The organism is Streptomyces europaeiscabiei, from assembly GCF_036346855.1.
GTDB lineage: Bacteria > Actinomycetota > Actinomycetes > Streptomycetales > Streptomycetaceae > Streptomyces > Streptomyces europaeiscabiei.
The window spans coordinates 7,146,050-7,159,712 of the sequence record NZ_CP107841.1 but is presented as its reverse complement, the minus strand read 5'-3'; the positions used below and the strand labels follow the sequence as shown (position 1 = coordinate 7,159,712).

Sequence of the window (13,663 nt, the reverse complement as noted above, 5' to 3'; positions counted from 1 at the left end):
TCACTTGGAGACGTTGACGGCCGCCGGAGCGTCCTCGCCGAGCAGCTTGCCGTCCGAGGTCTCGAACTGCTTCTTGAACTCGGCGATCGCGTCGGCAACAGCGGTGAGGGTGTCGTCCGACATCTTGCCGCCCTCCTTGATGGAGGTCATGAGGCCCTGCTCCTTGCGGTGCAGGTACTCCAGCAGCTCCTTCTCGAAGCGGCGCACGTCGGAGACCGGTACGTCGTCCATCTTGCCGGTGGTACCGGCCCACACGGAGACGACCTGGTCCTCGGTCGGCATCGGCTGGTACTGAGCCTGCTTGAGCAGCTCGACCAGTCGCTGACCGCGCTCCAGCTGCGACTTCGACGCGGCGTCCAGGTCGGAACCGAAGGCGGCGAACGCCTCCAGCTCACGGTACTGGGCGAGGTCGAGGCGCAGACGGCCGGAAACCTGCTTCATCGCCTTGTGCTGCGCGGAACCACCGACTCGGGAGACGGAGATACCGACGTTCAGCGCGGGGCGCTGACCGGCGTTGAAGAGGTCCGACTCCAGGAAGCACTGGCCGTCGGTGATGGAGATGACGTTGGTCGGGATGAACGCCGAGACGTCGTTGGCCTTCGTCTCGACGATCGGCAGACCGGTCATCGAGCCGGCGCCCAGGTCGTCGGAGAGCTTCGCGCAGCGCTCCAGCAGACGGGAGTGCAGGTAGAAGACGTCGCCCGGGTAGGCCTCGCGGCCCGGCGGGCGGCGCAGCAGCAGCGACACGGCGCGGTAGGCGTCGGCCTGCTTCGAAAGGTCGTCGAAGATGATGAGGACGTGCTTGCCCTCGTACATCCACTGCTGACCGATGGCCGAACCGGTGTACGGCGCCAGGTACTTGAAGCCGGCCGGGTCGGACGCCGGGGCGGCGACGATGGTCGTGTACTCCAGCGCGCCGGCCTCTTCGAGGGCGCCACGCACGGAGGCGATGGTCGAGCCCTTCTGGCCGATGGCGACGTAGACGCAGCGGACCTGCTTGTTCACGTCACCGGAACGCCAGTTGTCGCGCTGGTTGATGATCGTGTCGACGGCCAGGGCGGTCTTGCCGGTCTGGCGGTCACCGATGATCAGCTGACGCTGGCCGCGGCCGACCGGGGTCATGGCGTCGACGGCCTTGTAGCCGGTCTCCATCGGCTCGTGCACCGACTTACGGGCCATGACGCCCGGAGCCTGCAGCTCCAGGGCACGGCGGCCGGACGTCTCGATCTCGCCGAGGCCGTCGATCGGGTTGCCGAGCGGGTCGACGACGCGGCCGAGGTAGCCCTCGCCCACGGCGACCGACAGGACCTCGCCGGTACGGGTGACCGGCTGGCCCTCCTCGATGCCGCTGAACTCACCGAGGACGATGGCGCCGATCTCGCGCTCTTCCAGGTTGAGCGCGAGGCCGAGGGTGCCGTCCTCGAACTTCAGCAGTTCGTTGGCCATGGCCGAGGGAAGACCCTCGACCTTCGCGATGCCGTCGCCGGCAAGGGTGACCGTACCGACCTCCTCGCGCGAGGCCGCGTCCGGCTTGTACGACTGGACGAAGTTCTCCAGCGCGTCCCGGATCTCCTCCGGCCGGATCGTGAGCTCCGCCATCTGGGTTCCCTGCTCTCCTTGTTGGGCCCGAAGTTTCACTTGGGGGGATGGGGACTCCCCCCTGAACGAGGTGAATCCTCTGCACGGCCCAACCGGGCCGCAGACATACGTACGTACTGCTATGAAGTTTGTGCTAGCTCGCCAGTCGGCGGCCGGCGTCCTCGAGTCGGTCCGAGATCGAGCCGTTGATGACCTCGTCGCCGACCTGGACCCGGATCCCGCCGAGGACGCCCGGGTCCACGTCGAGGTTGAGGTGCATGGCGCGGCCGTAGAGCTTCGCGAGGGCGGCGCCGAGGCGTCGCTTCTGCGGATCGCTCAGCGGGACCGCCGAGGTGACGACGGCGACCATGCGGCTCCGGCGCTCGGCGGCGAGCTTGGACAGGGACTCGAGTCCCGCTTCCAGGCTACGTCCACGCGGCGCGGTCACCAGTCGCGTCACCAGACGCTCGGTGGTGGCCTTGGCGCGGCCGCCGAGCAGGCTGCTCAGCAGCTCGCCCTTGGCCGAGGCGCCTGCGGCACGGTCGGTCAGCGCGGACCGCAGTCCGGTGTTCGAGGCGACGATCCGGCCGAACCGGAACAGCTCGTCCTCGACGTCGTCGAGCGTGCCCGACTGCTGCGCGGCGGTGAGGTCGGCGACGGCGGCCAGCTGCTCCAGCGCGTCCACCAGGTCGCGGGGCTGCGACCAGCGGGAACGCACCAGACCGGACACCAGGTCGGCGGTGGTCGCGCCGACCTGGCCGCCGAGGATGCGGCCGACCAGCTCGGCCTTGGCCTCGCCGGACTGCGCCGGGTCGGTGAGGACCCGACGCAGCGACACCTCGCGGTCGAGCAGCGCGGTGACGGCGGCCAGCTCGTCGGCGAGCCTCGCCGCGTCCACGGACGTGGAGTCCGTCAGCGCGTCGAGACGCTCACGTGCGGCTGCCAGGGCCTCGCGGCTCGCTCCGTTCATCGCGTGGCCTCGGCCTTCTCCTCGAGGTCGTCGAGGAACCGGTCGATCACACGGCTCTGCCGGGCGTGGTCCTCCAGGGACTCACCGACGAGCTTGCCGGCCAGGTCGGTGGCGAGCTTGCCCACGTCCTGACGCAGGGCCGAAGAGGCGGCCTTGCGGTCGGCCTCGAGCTGCGAGTGACCGGCGGCGATGATCTCCTCGCGCTGCCGCTGGCCCTCGGCCCGCATCTCGGCGATGAGCGTGGCACCCTGCTCCTGCGCCTCCTGGCGCAGACGCGCGGCCTCGTGCCGGGCCTCGGCGAGCTGAGCCTTGTACTGCTCAAGAACGCTCTGGGCCTCGACCTTCATACGGTCGGCCTCTTCGATACCGCCCTCGATCGCCTCGCGGCGCTCTTCCAGAACCTTGTTGATGTTCGGGAGCGCCTTCTTCCAGAAGAAGAAGAAGACGATGGCGAAGGCGATGGCGCCCACAAGCAGCTCGGGGCCCGGGGGGATGAGCGGGTTCTGCTCTTCCCCGGCCGCCAGCTGTACCAGGTTGGCGATCACATCAGTGCCTTTCCTTGAAAGGTTCGCTCGTCAGGGTTCGTCAGTTGTAGACGAACGGCATGACGATGCCGATGAGGGCGAGCGCCTCACAGAAGGCGAAGCCGAGGATCTGGTTGGCACGGATCAGGCCGGCGGCCTCGGGCTGACGGGCCAGCGCCTGGGTGCCGTTACCGAAGATGATGCCGACGCCGACGCCGGGGCCGATGGCGGCGAGGCCGTAGCCGATGGAGCCGATGTTGCCGTCGACAGCGGCGAGGGTCTCAAGGGCAGCCATGCTGATTCTTCCTTCTCTTTCATGGACCGGCGGGGGTTGGCCACCGGACGTTCTGGGGGCTGGTGGAGCGCGGTGCTCAGTGGTGCTCGGCGAGCGCGCCCTGGATGTACGAGCAGGCGAGGAGCACGAAGACGTACGCCTGGACGGCCTGCACGAAGAGCTCGAAGAGGATCATGACGATGGTCATGATGAAGGAGACACCGGCCGCCGGGATCATCCAGCTGTTCAGCAGGTACCAGGAGGCAACGGTGAACATGACCAGCATCAGGTGGCCGGCGAACATGTTGGCGAACAGTCGCACCGCGTGGGTGAACGGACGGACCAGCAGGTTCGAGAAGAACTCGATGATCACCACGAGGGGCAGCACCGGGCCGAGCGACTTGTCGTAACCGGTGACGTTCTTGAAGAAGCCGACGAAGCCGTGCTTCTTGAAGGTCAGCGAGACCCAGACCACGTAGACGATCAGGGCCAGGACCATCGGGTAGGCGATGATCGACGACACCGGGAACTGTGCCAGCGGAATCACGGACCAGATGTTCATGAGCCAGATGAAGAAGAACAGCGAGACCATGAGCGGGACGTACTTCTCGCCCTCGCGCCGGCCCAGCGTCTCGTAGACGATTCCGCGGCGTACGAAGTCGTAGCCCGCCTCGCCGATCATCTGCAGCTTGCCCGGGACCACCTTCGCCTTGCCGAAGGCGAGGGTGAAGAAGGTGATCACCAGGAGGGTGGTGATCAGCGCGAGCAGCATCACCTTGTTGAACTCGAACCCGCCGACCGTGGCGATCGGCTTGAAGAGGAACGAGTGCAGGCCCGGAGCCGGGAAGCCACAGCCGTTGTCGGACATGATCCGACAGCTCCAGTCAAAGGCGAGCTGGGTCCGGTCAGCACTCACCACGGGCTCCTTCGGCGTGACGCATGGGTACGGCAACCTCGTTGTGTCGGCGCGGCGCGCAGCCGCGGGTCGGCACTGGACTGGTGTTACGGATGTGGGGGCGGCTGGGGGGCATCAAGCCTCGCGATTGAGCAGGCGTCAGCTCAGATGCCCGCGCCCGCGATGCCGCAGTTGGCACCGGACGATAGCAGGAGTTCGCACACGCCCTTATCCCGGCCCTACTCCTCACGACGAGTGCCCCGATTTTTCGGGCTTGTTGCCCGTCGACGCATCGGGTTCGACGTAGAGGATCTTGGCCTTCATGTGTGCGCGCGTCTGTGCGGCGATCCACACGAGTGTGGTGGCGACGAGCGTGAACGCGAAGGCCCTGGGGTGGAACAGCGTGGTGTTCTTGAACGCGGACAGAAAGATGAACAACAGCAGGATCTGTGCCGCGTAGAGCATCAGCCCCATCATCTGGAACAGATGAGGAAGCGATTTGGCAGTGCGCTGCAGAACGTAGAGCCCGATCCCCATGAAGAGGATCGTGATCACCGCCGCGACGACGGCACCGAGAGCCCCCTTGCCTCCGACGACCACACCGCTGATGACAGCGGCGATCGCGCCGGCGGCAGCCGTGGGTACGGCAGCCTGAAGGAGGGTCCGGACGTCATTGGACGGCATGGCGGCAACTCCGCTTGCTGAGGGGGCAGGGTGTCGTCATGGACGAGCGTAGACCCCGGGGGCGAGCGGAAATCTCACGCCAATGGACCGTCGCATTGCGGTCCTTCGACTCTGTCCCGGGTTCTCGTGAACCGTATCACAAACTATTTGATGAGGTCTTTACCTGAATGCTGTGCCAGGTGTCACACATGAGAGTGAACCCGCCCGTCTGTGCAGAAAGAGCGCCGACTTGTCTGGTATAAGGCCAGTTTGCACCGTCACGCTCTTGCATGGCATCGGCAAAGTGTTAGTCAGATTCTTACCTTGCCGTCAGCGCCACGCCCCGCCCTGCGCCCGCACGACGGACGGCCGGAGGCCGTGTGCGGCGGACCGCACACGGCCTCCGGCCGGTTCCCGAGGTACTGCGACGAGCGCCCCGACGTACCGCCTCGGTTCAGCGGCGCGCGCCCGCCGGGCTGCGTTCCGGTTCGTGGGTACGGCCGCCGATCGCCGTCGCTCCGTTGAGGGACGGGGTCCAGTCGGCAACGGGCTCCGGGGTCGCCGGGACGGCTGCGCGGCGGCGGTAGCGCGGCGGTACGAAGCGTTCCGCCCAGCGCGGGGCGCGCGGGGTGAAGCGGGGCAGCAGCAGGAGGAAGAGGCCGACTCCGCTGAGCATGGCGATGGCGAGGACGATCCACATGGACGCCTCGTTCACGGTGTACGCGAGGGTGCCGAAGGCGATGACCGCCGACCAGAAGTACATGATCAGCACGGCCCGGCTGTGCGAGTGCCCGACCTCAAGGAGCCGGTGGTGCAGATGCCCCCGGTCCGCGGCGAACGGCGACTGACCGCGCCAGGTGCGCCGCACGATCGCGAGGATCAGGTCGGCCGCCGGGATCGCGATGATGGTGAGCGGCATCAGCAGCGGGATGTAGACCGGGACCAAGGTGTAGACCGTGCTGCGTTCCGAGCCGTACAGGTTCAACACGTCCGGGTCGACCTGCCCCGTGATGGAGATCGCCCCGGCCGCCATCACCAGGCCGATCATCATCGAGCCGGAGTCGCCCATGAAGATCCGCGCGGGATGCATGTTGTGCGGCAGGAAGCCCAGGCACATGCCCATCAGCACGGCCGCGAACAGCGTGGCGGGGGCCGCGGCCTCGATGCCGTAGCTGTACCAGAGGCGGTAGGCGTACATGAAGAACGCGCCGGAGGCGATGCACACCATGCCGGCCGCGAGACCGTCGAGGCCGTCGACGAAGTTGACCGCGTTGATGGTGATCACGACCAGGGCGACCGTGAGCAGGGTGCCCTGCCACGGGGTCAGCGCGACGATGCCGACACCCGGGACGGGCAGCCACAGGATCGTCAGACCCTGCATGACCATCACACCGGCCGCGATCATCTGGCCGCCGAGCTTGATCAGGGCGTCGATCTCGAACTTGTCGTCCAGGACGCCGATCAGCCAGATCAGCGCGGCCCCGGAGAGCAGCGCGCGCGGTTCGTCGGACTTGGCGAAGACCTCGCTGAGGTTGGTCAGATGGTCGGCCACCAGCAGACCGGCGCACAGTCCGAAGAACATCGCGATACCGCCGAGGCGGGGCGTCGGTTCTCGGTGGACGTCGCGCGCACGGATCTCCGGCATGGCTCCGGCCACGATCGCGAACTTCCGCACCGGCCCTGTCAGGAGGTACGTCACCGCGGCCGTGATGCAGAGCGTCAGGAGGTATTCACGCACGGGCTTCCCCACAGGTCTCGCTGGCCATCTCAGCCCCACACACTAGCGATGCGCGCATATGGTTGGGGACATCCGGGTAGCGACGATGGTTGCACGTGATGCTGTGCCTGGTTGTCCGTCTACCCCACCTCAGCGCGGATACGGCGGAAATCTTTCGGCCAGGTCCCGCACTTCTTCACGCGTGCGCTTGCCGTCCCCGCCGTCCCGCAGCACCCCCGCGAACAGGACGGCGAGCCGCGCCATCTCCGTCTCGCCCATGCCCTGTGTGGTCAGCGCGGCCGTACCGAGCCGCAGGCCACGGGCGTCTCCGACCGTGACGTCGAGGGCTCCGCCATGCGGCAGCGCACAGCAGTCGAGGACGAACCCGGCGGCCGCGAGTCGGCCGCGGGCGGTTCGGCCGTCGACACCGAGTGGCGCGGGATCGACGGTCAGCAGATGGGTGTCCGTGCCGCCGGTGACCACCACGAGACCCTGTTCGGCCAGCCCTCTGGCCAGTACGCGGGCGTTCGCGACCACCTGATGGGCGTACGCGGTGAACGCCGGCGTTGCCGCCTCCCCGAAGGCGGCTGCCTTCGCGGCGATGGTGTGCATCTGCGCGCCGCCCTGCGTGAACGGGAACACCGCACGGTCCACCCGCTCGGCCAGTTCGCCCCCGCACAGCAGCATCCCGCCGCGCGGCCCGCGCAGCACCTTGTGCGTGGTGGCGCACACGATGTCGGCGTACGGCACCGGGTTGGGCGCCGCTCCCCCGGCGACCAGCCCGATCGGGTGGGCCGCGTCGGCGATGAGGTAGGCCCCCACCTCGTCGGCGACCTCTCGGAAGAACGCGTAGTCGATGTGCCGGGGATACGAGATCGACCCGCACACGATCGCCTTGGGGCGGCGCGTACGGGCCAGGGTCCGCACCTGCTCGTGGTCGATGAGCCCGGACTCCGCCTCGACCCCGTACCCGACGAAGTCGAACCAGCGGCCGGAGAAGTTCGCGGGCGACCCGTGGGTGAGGTGACCGCCGAAGTGCAGGCCCATCGCCAGCACGGTGTCGCCGGGGCGCAACAGGGCGGCGTAGGCGGCGAGCACGGCCGAAGAGCCCGAGTGGGACTGGACGTTGGCGTGCTCGGCCCCGAACAGCGCCTTCGCCCGCTCCACCGCCAGCCGCTCGGCGACGTCCACCATCTCGCAGCCACCGTGGTACCGGGCCCCCGGATAGCCCTCCGCGTACTTGTTCGCGAGCGGCGACCCCAGAGCGGCCAGCACGGCGGGCGAGGTGAAGTTCTCCGCGGCGACGAGCTGAAGCGTCGTCGCCTGCCGATCGAGCTCACCGAGCAGGATGTCGGCCAGCTCGGGATCCTGCCGCCGCAGGACATCGGCCTCTAGGACAGGGGTGACCGACATGATGGACTCCGGGGCGTCGACGGTGACGTACGACCAATGTAGGCCGCAGACGCCCGGGATGCTCGACTTTGTCACCGCGAACCGCTGCGAACCGCAGGGGGTCAAGCCCGCCGGCGCCCCCGCCAGCGCCATCACCACCAAAGTCGCGCCCTCCGCGCCACTCGGCCCCGGCGGGCCCCCGGCTTCAAGACACCGCGCCGGACTCCACCCACCGACCACACCCCACCAAGGAGTCAGGCCCGCGCCGGCACCCCCGACATCCCCGTCACCACCGGAACCGATCCCCGACGCGCCCCTCGCGGCACACGGCCCCGGCGGGCCCCCTGCTTCAAGACACCGCAGCCGGACTCCACCCACCGACCACACCCCACCAAGGAGTCAGGCCCGCGCCGGCACCCCCGTCAGTGCCGTCACCACCGGATCCAGTGCCTGATGTATCTCGTCGCCCACCGACCGGAAGAACGGCAGAGGCGCCCCGTACGGGTCGTAGACCTCGTCGGCCTCGGCGGTGGGGGCCAGGAGCCACCCGCGTAGAGCCGCCGCGGCGCGGACCAGCGCACGCGCGCGTACGACCATGCCCTCCTCCAGGGGAGGGAGCGTGGTCGGGTCGATGGCGCGGACCAGGCGGGTGAACTCCTTCAGGGTGAAGGTGCGCAGCCCGGCGGAGTGCCCCATGGAGATGACCTGGGCCCGGTGGTCCCGGGTGGCCGTCAGCACGAGGTCGGCGCGGATGACGTGCTCGTCGAGCAGCTCACGCCCCGTGAAGCCGGAGGCGTCCGCTCCGAAGTCCGCGAGGACCGCCTCCGCGTTCGCCTCCATGGGCGCCCCCTCGTGCCCCCAGGTCCCGGCGCTCTCGACGACCAGACCGCCCCACAGCGGGTCCCCGAGCCGGTCCGCCAGGGCATGCCGGGTCAGCCGCTCGGTGATCGGCGAGCGGCACACGTTGCCTGTGCTGACGTGGAGGATGCGGAAGGTGTCCCGCGGCAGCCCCGTGAAGGTCCGCGTCTCTTCCCCGTCCCATATGCCACGCCCCGCGTCAGGGGCCGTCAATTCGCCACCTCGAGGTCGGGTACGACCTTGCGCAGCTCCTCCGCCGACAGAGCGCCCGCACGCAGCAGCACCGGCACCTTGCCCGTGACGTCGACGATGGAGGACGGCTCGTTGCCGGGGGTCGGACCGCCGTCGAGATACACGGAGACGGAGTCCCCGAGCATCGCCTCGGCGGCGTCACAGTTCTCCGGCGCCGGGTGACCGGTCAGGTTCGCGGAGGAGACCGCCATGGGGCCGACCTCGGTCAGCAGCTCGATGGCGACCGGGTGCAGCGGCATGCGCACGGCGACCGTGCCGCGGGTGTCGCCGAGGTCCCACTGCAGCGACGGCTGGTGCTTGGCGACGAGGGTCAGCGCGCCCGGCCAGAAGGCGTCGACCAGCTCCCAGGCCATCTCGGAGAAGTCCGTGACGAGGCCGTGCAGGGTGTTCGGGGAGCCGATGAGCACGGGCGTGGGCATGTTGCGGCCCCGGCCCTTGGCCTCCAGGAGATCGGCCACGGCCTCGGAGGTGAAGGCGTCCGCGCCGATGCCGTACACGGTGTCCGTCGGCAGTACCACGAGCTCGCCCCGGCGGACGGCGGACGCGGCCTCGCGCAGACCGGTGGCGCGGTCGGTCGCGTCGTTGGTGTCGTATCGCCGTGCCATCTAGCGGGCCTCCTCGTACACGTACTGCTGCTGGGGGGTTGTCGTCGGGCGCGTGCTCATCAGGGCAGCGCCTTGCGGGCGGTCGCGAACCGCGGCCGGTTGTTGAGGTCCGGGTGGTCGGCCGCGTCGGCCCAGCCCCGCTCCTCGGTGAAGATCCAGGGCACCTGGCCGCCCTGGGTGTCGGCATGCTCGATGACGACGACACCGCCGGGGCGCAGGAGCCGATGGGCCGTGCGTTCGATGCCCCGGATGAGATCCAGGCCGTCCTCCCCTGAGAACAGGGCGAGTTCGGGATCGTAGTCGCGGGCCTCCGGCGCCACGTACTCCCACTCCGTGAGCGGGATGTACGGCGGGTTGGAGACGACCAGGTCGACCTGGCCGTCGAGGTCGCGGAAGGCGTCCAGGGCGTTGCCCTGGCGCAGGTCGACCCTGGAGCCCGCCATGTTCTTGCGGGTCCACTTCAGGGCGTCCTCGGACAGCTCCACGGCGTGCACGCGCGAGCGCGGCACCTCCTGGGCGAGCGCGAGGGCGATGGCGCCGGAGCCGGTGCACAGATCGACGATGAGCGGCTCGACGACGTCCATCGCGCGGACGGCGTCTATGGCCCAGCCGACCACCGACTCGGTCTCCGGCCGCGGCACGAACACCCCTGGCCCGACCTGAAGTTCGAGGTAGCGGAAGTAGGCCCGCCCGGTGATGTGCTGGAGCGGCTCACGGGCCTCGCGGCGCGCGATGACCTCCCAGTACCGGGCGTCGAAGTCGGAGTCCTTGACGGTGTGCAGCTCGCCCCGCTTGACGCCGTGCACGAACGCGGCGAGCTCCTCCGCGTCGTTGCGCGGCGAGGGCACGCCGGCGTCGGCCAGGCGCTGGGTGGCCTGGGCCACTTCCCCGAGCAGCAGGTTCACGCAAGTCCTCCGTCGTGCTGGTCTACTCGTACGTGCCTTACGCGGCTGCCAGCTTCGCGGCCGAGTCCGCGTCGACGCAGGCCTGGATCACCGCGTCGAGTTCACCGTCCAGGACCTGGTCCAGGTTGTAGGACTTGAAGCCGACGCGGTGGTCCGAGATGCGGTTCTCCGGGAAGTTGTACGTGCGGATCTTCTCGGAGCGGTCGACGGTGCGGACCTGGCTGCGGCGGGCGTCGGCGGCATTCTTCTCCGCCTCCTCCTGTGCCGCGGCGAGCAGCCTGGAGCGCAGGATACGCATCGCCTGCTCCTTGTTCTGCAGCTGGCTCTTCTCGTTCTGGCAGGAGGCGACGACTCCGGTGGGAAGGTGCGTGATGCGCACGGCGGAGTCGGTGGTGTTGACGGACTGCCCGCCGGGCCCGGAGGAGCGGTAGACGTCGATCCGCAGATCGTTCGCGTGGATCTCGACGTCGACCTCCTCGGCCTCGGGCGTGACGAGCACACCGGCGGCGGAGGTGTGGATACGGCCCTGCGACTCGGTCGACGGCACGCGCTGCACGCGGTGCACCCCGCCCTCGTACTTCAGCCGGGCCCAGACGCCCTGACCGGGCTCGGTGGCGCCCTGGCCGCCCTTGGTCTTCACGGCGACCTGGACGTCCTTGTAGCCGCCCAGCTCGGACTCGGTGGAGTCGATGATCTCGGTCTTCCAGCCGACGCGCTCGGCGTACCGGAGGTACATGCGCAGGAGGTCACCGGCGAAGAGGGCGGACTCGTCGCCGCCCGCGCCGGCCTTGATCTCCAGGATGACGTCCTTGTCGTCGCTGGGGTCGCGCGGGACGAGGAGCAGCCGCAGCTTCTCCGTCAGTTCCTCGCGCTGCTTCTCCAGCTCCTTGACCTCGGCGATGAAGTCCGGGTCGTCCGCCGCGAACTCCCGGCCGGTCTCGATGTCGTCGCCGGTCTGCTTCCAGGAGCGGTACGTGCCGACGATCGGGGTCAGCTCCGCGTAGCGCTTGTTCAGCTTGCGCGCGTTGGCCTGGTCGGCGTGGACCGACGGGTCGGCGAGCTTCTTCTCCAGGTCGGCGTGCTCCCCGACCAGTTCCTCGACCGCCTCGAACATCTCTCCGGCTCCCTGTACGACGTTGTGAGTGGGCCGCACCCATGGGCTGCGCCTGTGGGCCGTGCCTGTGCGCTGCACCGCAAAGCGCCGGTCCCGACGCCCCCGGAGGGGCACCGCGGACCGGCGCTGGGGGCTCGCTACTTGTTGGCAGCGGCGGCCTTGCCGAAGCGGGCCTCGAAGCGGGCCACGCGGCCACCGGTGTCGAGGATCTTCTGCTTGCCCGTGTAGAACGGGTGGCACTCGGAGCAGACCTCGGCACGGATGGTGCCGCTCTCGATCGTGCTACGGGTGGTGAACGACGCGCCACAGGTGCAGCTGACCTGCGTCTCGACGTACTCGGGGTGGATGTCGCGCTTCAAGGTGTCTCCTAGTTTCGGGAGGGCGCCGGGTCGCTGTCGCGGGCTGCGAGAGCGTGAACCGGAGCCGACGTACCAGTCTGCCAGCACTGGTGCCATCTGCCCAAACCAGGGGGTGGGCTCAGGTATTCCCCACCGCGGTCCCGGCGGCCGGACGCGCGGCTCTCACCGCTGTCCGGCTGCGGGCAGTCGTGCCGCTGGGGCGGCACGGGTGGGCGCGGGCGGCACCCTGTCAGCGCTGGTGAGCGCCTCCCGCCCCCGGCCGGTGTGCGCCATGGGGTGCCTCGTCAGCCCGGTAGGCGACCGCAGGGTCGTCGTGGCTGGTCGCGCGGTTCCCGCGGCCCATCTACCGCTGGCCGACGGTCACCACGCCCTCGGCGGACCCCGTCGCCGTGCCCTTCGTCGCCGACTTCGGGATCGTCCTGTCGGCCTTGAGCGCCGCCCAGACCTGCTTCGCCTTCGCCTCGTCCACCAGCACACGGTTCGGGTCGGCGGGGTCGTACTGGACGGGCATCGTGACCATGGTCATGTTCTTGGAGCCGATGCCCTTCAGGCCGCTCGCGAAGGACGCGAGGTCCTTGACGGAGTCGAGGTCGGAGTCGGTGGTGACGGCGTCGGTCGCGGAGACGGCGAGGTCGTAGGCCTTCTTCGGGTTGCTGAGGATGCCGACGTCCTTGACCTGCTCGATGAGGGCCTTGATGAACGCCTGCTGGAGCTGGATGCGCCCGAGGTCGGACCCGTCGCCGACCCCGTGCCGGGTACGGACGAGGCCCAGCGCCTGCTTGCCCGTGAGGGTGTGCTCCCCGGCCTTCAGGTTCAGATGGCTGTCGGGGTCCTTGATGTCCTTGGTCGTCGTGATGTCGACCCCGCCGAGGACGTTGATCAGCTTCTCGAAGCCCGCGAAGTCGACCTCGATGTAGTGGTCCATGCGGATACCGGTCATGGATTCGACGGTCTTCACCGCACACGCCGCGCCCCCCGTGGAGTACGCCGAGTTGAACATCGCGTACGAGGCGGCCGGGTACGTCTTGCCCTTCGCGTCGGTGCACTCCGGCCGCTCGACGAGGGTGTCCCGGGGTATGGAGACCACGCTGGCCCGCTTGTGGCCCTCGTAGACGTGCACGACCATCGCCGTGTCGGAGCGGGCACTGCCGTCGTCCGTGCCGCCGCCGAGTTTCTTGTTGCTGCCCGAGCGGGTGTCGGAACCGAGGACGAGGATGTCCTGCGAGCCGTTGTCGACGTCGAGGGGCCGGTCGGTGCCGAGGGCCTGGTTGATGTCGACGCTCTTGAGGTTCTCGTTGAGCTTGAAGTACAGGACACCGATTCCGGTGCCGCCGAGCACCAGGACGCCTGCGGCGGTCCAGAGGACGGCGAGCGCCGCCCTGCTGTGCCCGTCGCGTGACTTGCGGCGGCGGCCCCCGGCCGCACGGTGACGCGGGCCGCTGGTGCCGATCTTCCCCGATATGCCGGGCTCCGGCGTGCTCTCGGCGGACATCTGCTCCTCGGTTCTCTTTCCGGTCGGTTACCCCCTGCGCTCAGGCCCAGGCCTGCCGGGTCGGA

At 69.0% G+C, this 13,663-nt stretch carries 14 protein-coding genes; all 14 read right to left on the bottom strand.

Going from position 1 to position 13,663, the window contains the following annotated elements; translation table 11 throughout:
- A complete protein-coding gene (gene atpA / locus OG858_RS31495) occupies positions 1-1,599 on the bottom strand; it encodes a F0F1 ATP synthase subunit alpha (protein WP_319068865.1) in 1,599 nt (532 codons plus the stop codon).
- A 133-nt stretch (positions 1,600-1,732) separates the two neighbouring features.
- A complete protein-coding gene (locus OG858_RS31490; protein WP_319068864.1) occupies positions 1,733-2,548 on the bottom strand; it encodes a F0F1 ATP synthase subunit delta in 816 nt (271 codons plus the stop codon).
- Positions 2,545-3,093: a F0F1 ATP synthase subunit B gene (locus OG858_RS31485; protein WP_319068863.1), complete on the bottom strand. Its 549-nt coding sequence runs from the start codon at positions 3,091-3,093 to the stop codon at positions 2,545-2,547. Before OG858_RS31485 ends, OG858_RS31490 begins: the two co-directional genes overlap by 4 nt.
- Before the next feature lie 40 nt (positions 3,094-3,133).
- A complete protein-coding gene (gene atpE / locus OG858_RS31480) occupies positions 3,134-3,367 on the bottom strand; it encodes an ATP synthase F0 subunit C (RefSeq protein ID WP_003997868.1) in 234 nt (77 codons plus the stop codon).
- A 76-nt stretch (positions 3,368-3,443) separates the two neighbouring features.
- A complete protein-coding gene (gene atpB / locus OG858_RS31475; RefSeq protein WP_319068922.1) occupies positions 3,444-4,214 on the bottom strand; it encodes a F0F1 ATP synthase subunit A in 771 nt (256 codons plus the stop codon).
- Between the two features lie 273 nt (positions 4,215-4,487).
- On the bottom strand, positions 4,488-4,925 hold the full coding sequence (locus OG858_RS31470) for a hypothetical protein (RefSeq protein WP_013000662.1): 438 nt from the start codon (positions 4,923-4,925) through the stop codon (positions 4,488-4,490).
- Between the two features lie 433 nt (positions 4,926-5,358).
- On the bottom strand, positions 5,359-6,642 hold the full coding sequence (locus OG858_RS31465; RefSeq protein WP_319068862.1) for an MraY family glycosyltransferase: 1,284 nt from the start codon (positions 6,640-6,642) through the stop codon (positions 5,359-5,361).
- Between the two features lie 129 nt (positions 6,643-6,771).
- On the bottom strand, positions 6,772-8,034 hold the full coding sequence (locus tag OG858_RS31460) for a serine hydroxymethyltransferase (RefSeq protein WP_327744964.1): 1,263 nt from the start codon (positions 8,032-8,034) through the stop codon (positions 6,772-6,774).
- Positions 8,035-8,412: 378 nt separating this feature from the next.
- On the bottom strand, positions 8,413-9,084 hold the full coding sequence (locus tag OG858_RS31455; protein WP_037695368.1) for an arsenate reductase/protein-tyrosine-phosphatase family protein: 672 nt from the start codon (positions 9,082-9,084) through the stop codon (positions 8,413-8,415).
- A complete protein-coding gene (locus OG858_RS31450) occupies positions 9,081-9,728 on the bottom strand; it encodes an L-threonylcarbamoyladenylate synthase (protein WP_046705585.1) in 648 nt (215 codons plus the stop codon). The genes OG858_RS31455 and OG858_RS31450 overlap by 4 nt, the downstream gene beginning before the upstream one ends.
- Positions 9,729-9,787: 59 nt before the next feature.
- The gene (gene prmC / locus OG858_RS31445; RefSeq protein WP_319315974.1) at positions 9,788-10,633 is read right to left on the bottom strand and encodes a peptide chain release factor N(5)-glutamine methyltransferase; all 846 of its coding nucleotides are present in this window, start codon (positions 10,631-10,633) and stop codon (positions 9,788-9,790) included.
- A 37-nt stretch (positions 10,634-10,670) separates the two neighbouring features.
- The gene (gene prfA / locus OG858_RS31440) at positions 10,671-11,747 is read right to left on the bottom strand and encodes a peptide chain release factor 1 (protein WP_319261483.1); all 1,077 of its coding nucleotides are present in this window, start codon (positions 11,745-11,747) and stop codon (positions 10,671-10,673) included.
- A gap of 137 nt (positions 11,748-11,884) precedes the next feature.
- Positions 11,885-12,106 carry a 50S ribosomal protein L31 gene (gene rpmE, locus OG858_RS31435; protein WP_037695356.1) on the bottom strand — a complete coding sequence of 74 codons (222 nt, stop codon included), beginning with the start codon at positions 12,104-12,106 and terminating at the stop codon, positions 11,885-11,887.
- A 343-nt stretch (positions 12,107-12,449) separates the two neighbouring features.
- On the bottom strand, positions 12,450-13,598 hold the full coding sequence (locus OG858_RS31430) for an LCP family protein (RefSeq protein ID WP_319068857.1): 1,149 nt from the start codon (positions 13,596-13,598) through the stop codon (positions 12,450-12,452).
- Between the last annotated feature and the right edge of the window lie 65 nt (positions 13,599-13,663).

Bases quoted from the DNA above. Each gene is read 5' to 3' on its own strand.
- atpA (WP_319068865.1), bottom strand. From the start codon at position 1,599: ATGGCGGAGCTCACGATCCGGCCGGAGGAGATCCGGGACGCGCTGGAG.
- OG858_RS31490 (WP_319068864.1), bottom strand. From the start codon at position 2,548: ATGAACGGAGCGAGCCGCGAGGCCCTGGCAGCCGCACGTGAGCGTCTC.
- atpE (WP_003997868.1), bottom strand. From the start codon at position 3,367: ATGGCTGCCCTTGAGACCCTCGCCGCTGTCGACGGCAACATCGGCTCC.
- atpB (WP_319068922.1), bottom strand. From the start codon at position 4,214: ATGTCCGACAACGGCTGTGGCTTCCCGGCTCCGGGCCTGCACTCGTTC.
- OG858_RS31470 (WP_013000662.1), bottom strand. From the start codon at position 4,925: ATGCCGTCCAATGACGTCCGGACCCTCCTTCAGGCTGCCGTACCCACG.
- OG858_RS31460 (WP_327744964.1), bottom strand. From the start codon at position 8,034: ATGTCGGTCACCCCTGTCCTAGAGGCCGATGTCCTGCGGCGGCAGGAT.
- OG858_RS31450 (WP_046705585.1), bottom strand. From the start codon at position 9,728: ATGGCACGGCGATACGACACCAACGACGCGACCGACCGCGCCACCGGT.
- prfA (WP_319261483.1), bottom strand. From the start codon at position 11,747: ATGTTCGAGGCGGTCGAGGAACTGGTCGGGGAGCACGCCGACCTGGAG.
- OG858_RS31430 (WP_319068857.1), bottom strand. From the start codon at position 13,598: ATGTCCGCCGAGAGCACGCCGGAGCCCGGCATATCGGGGAAGATCGGC.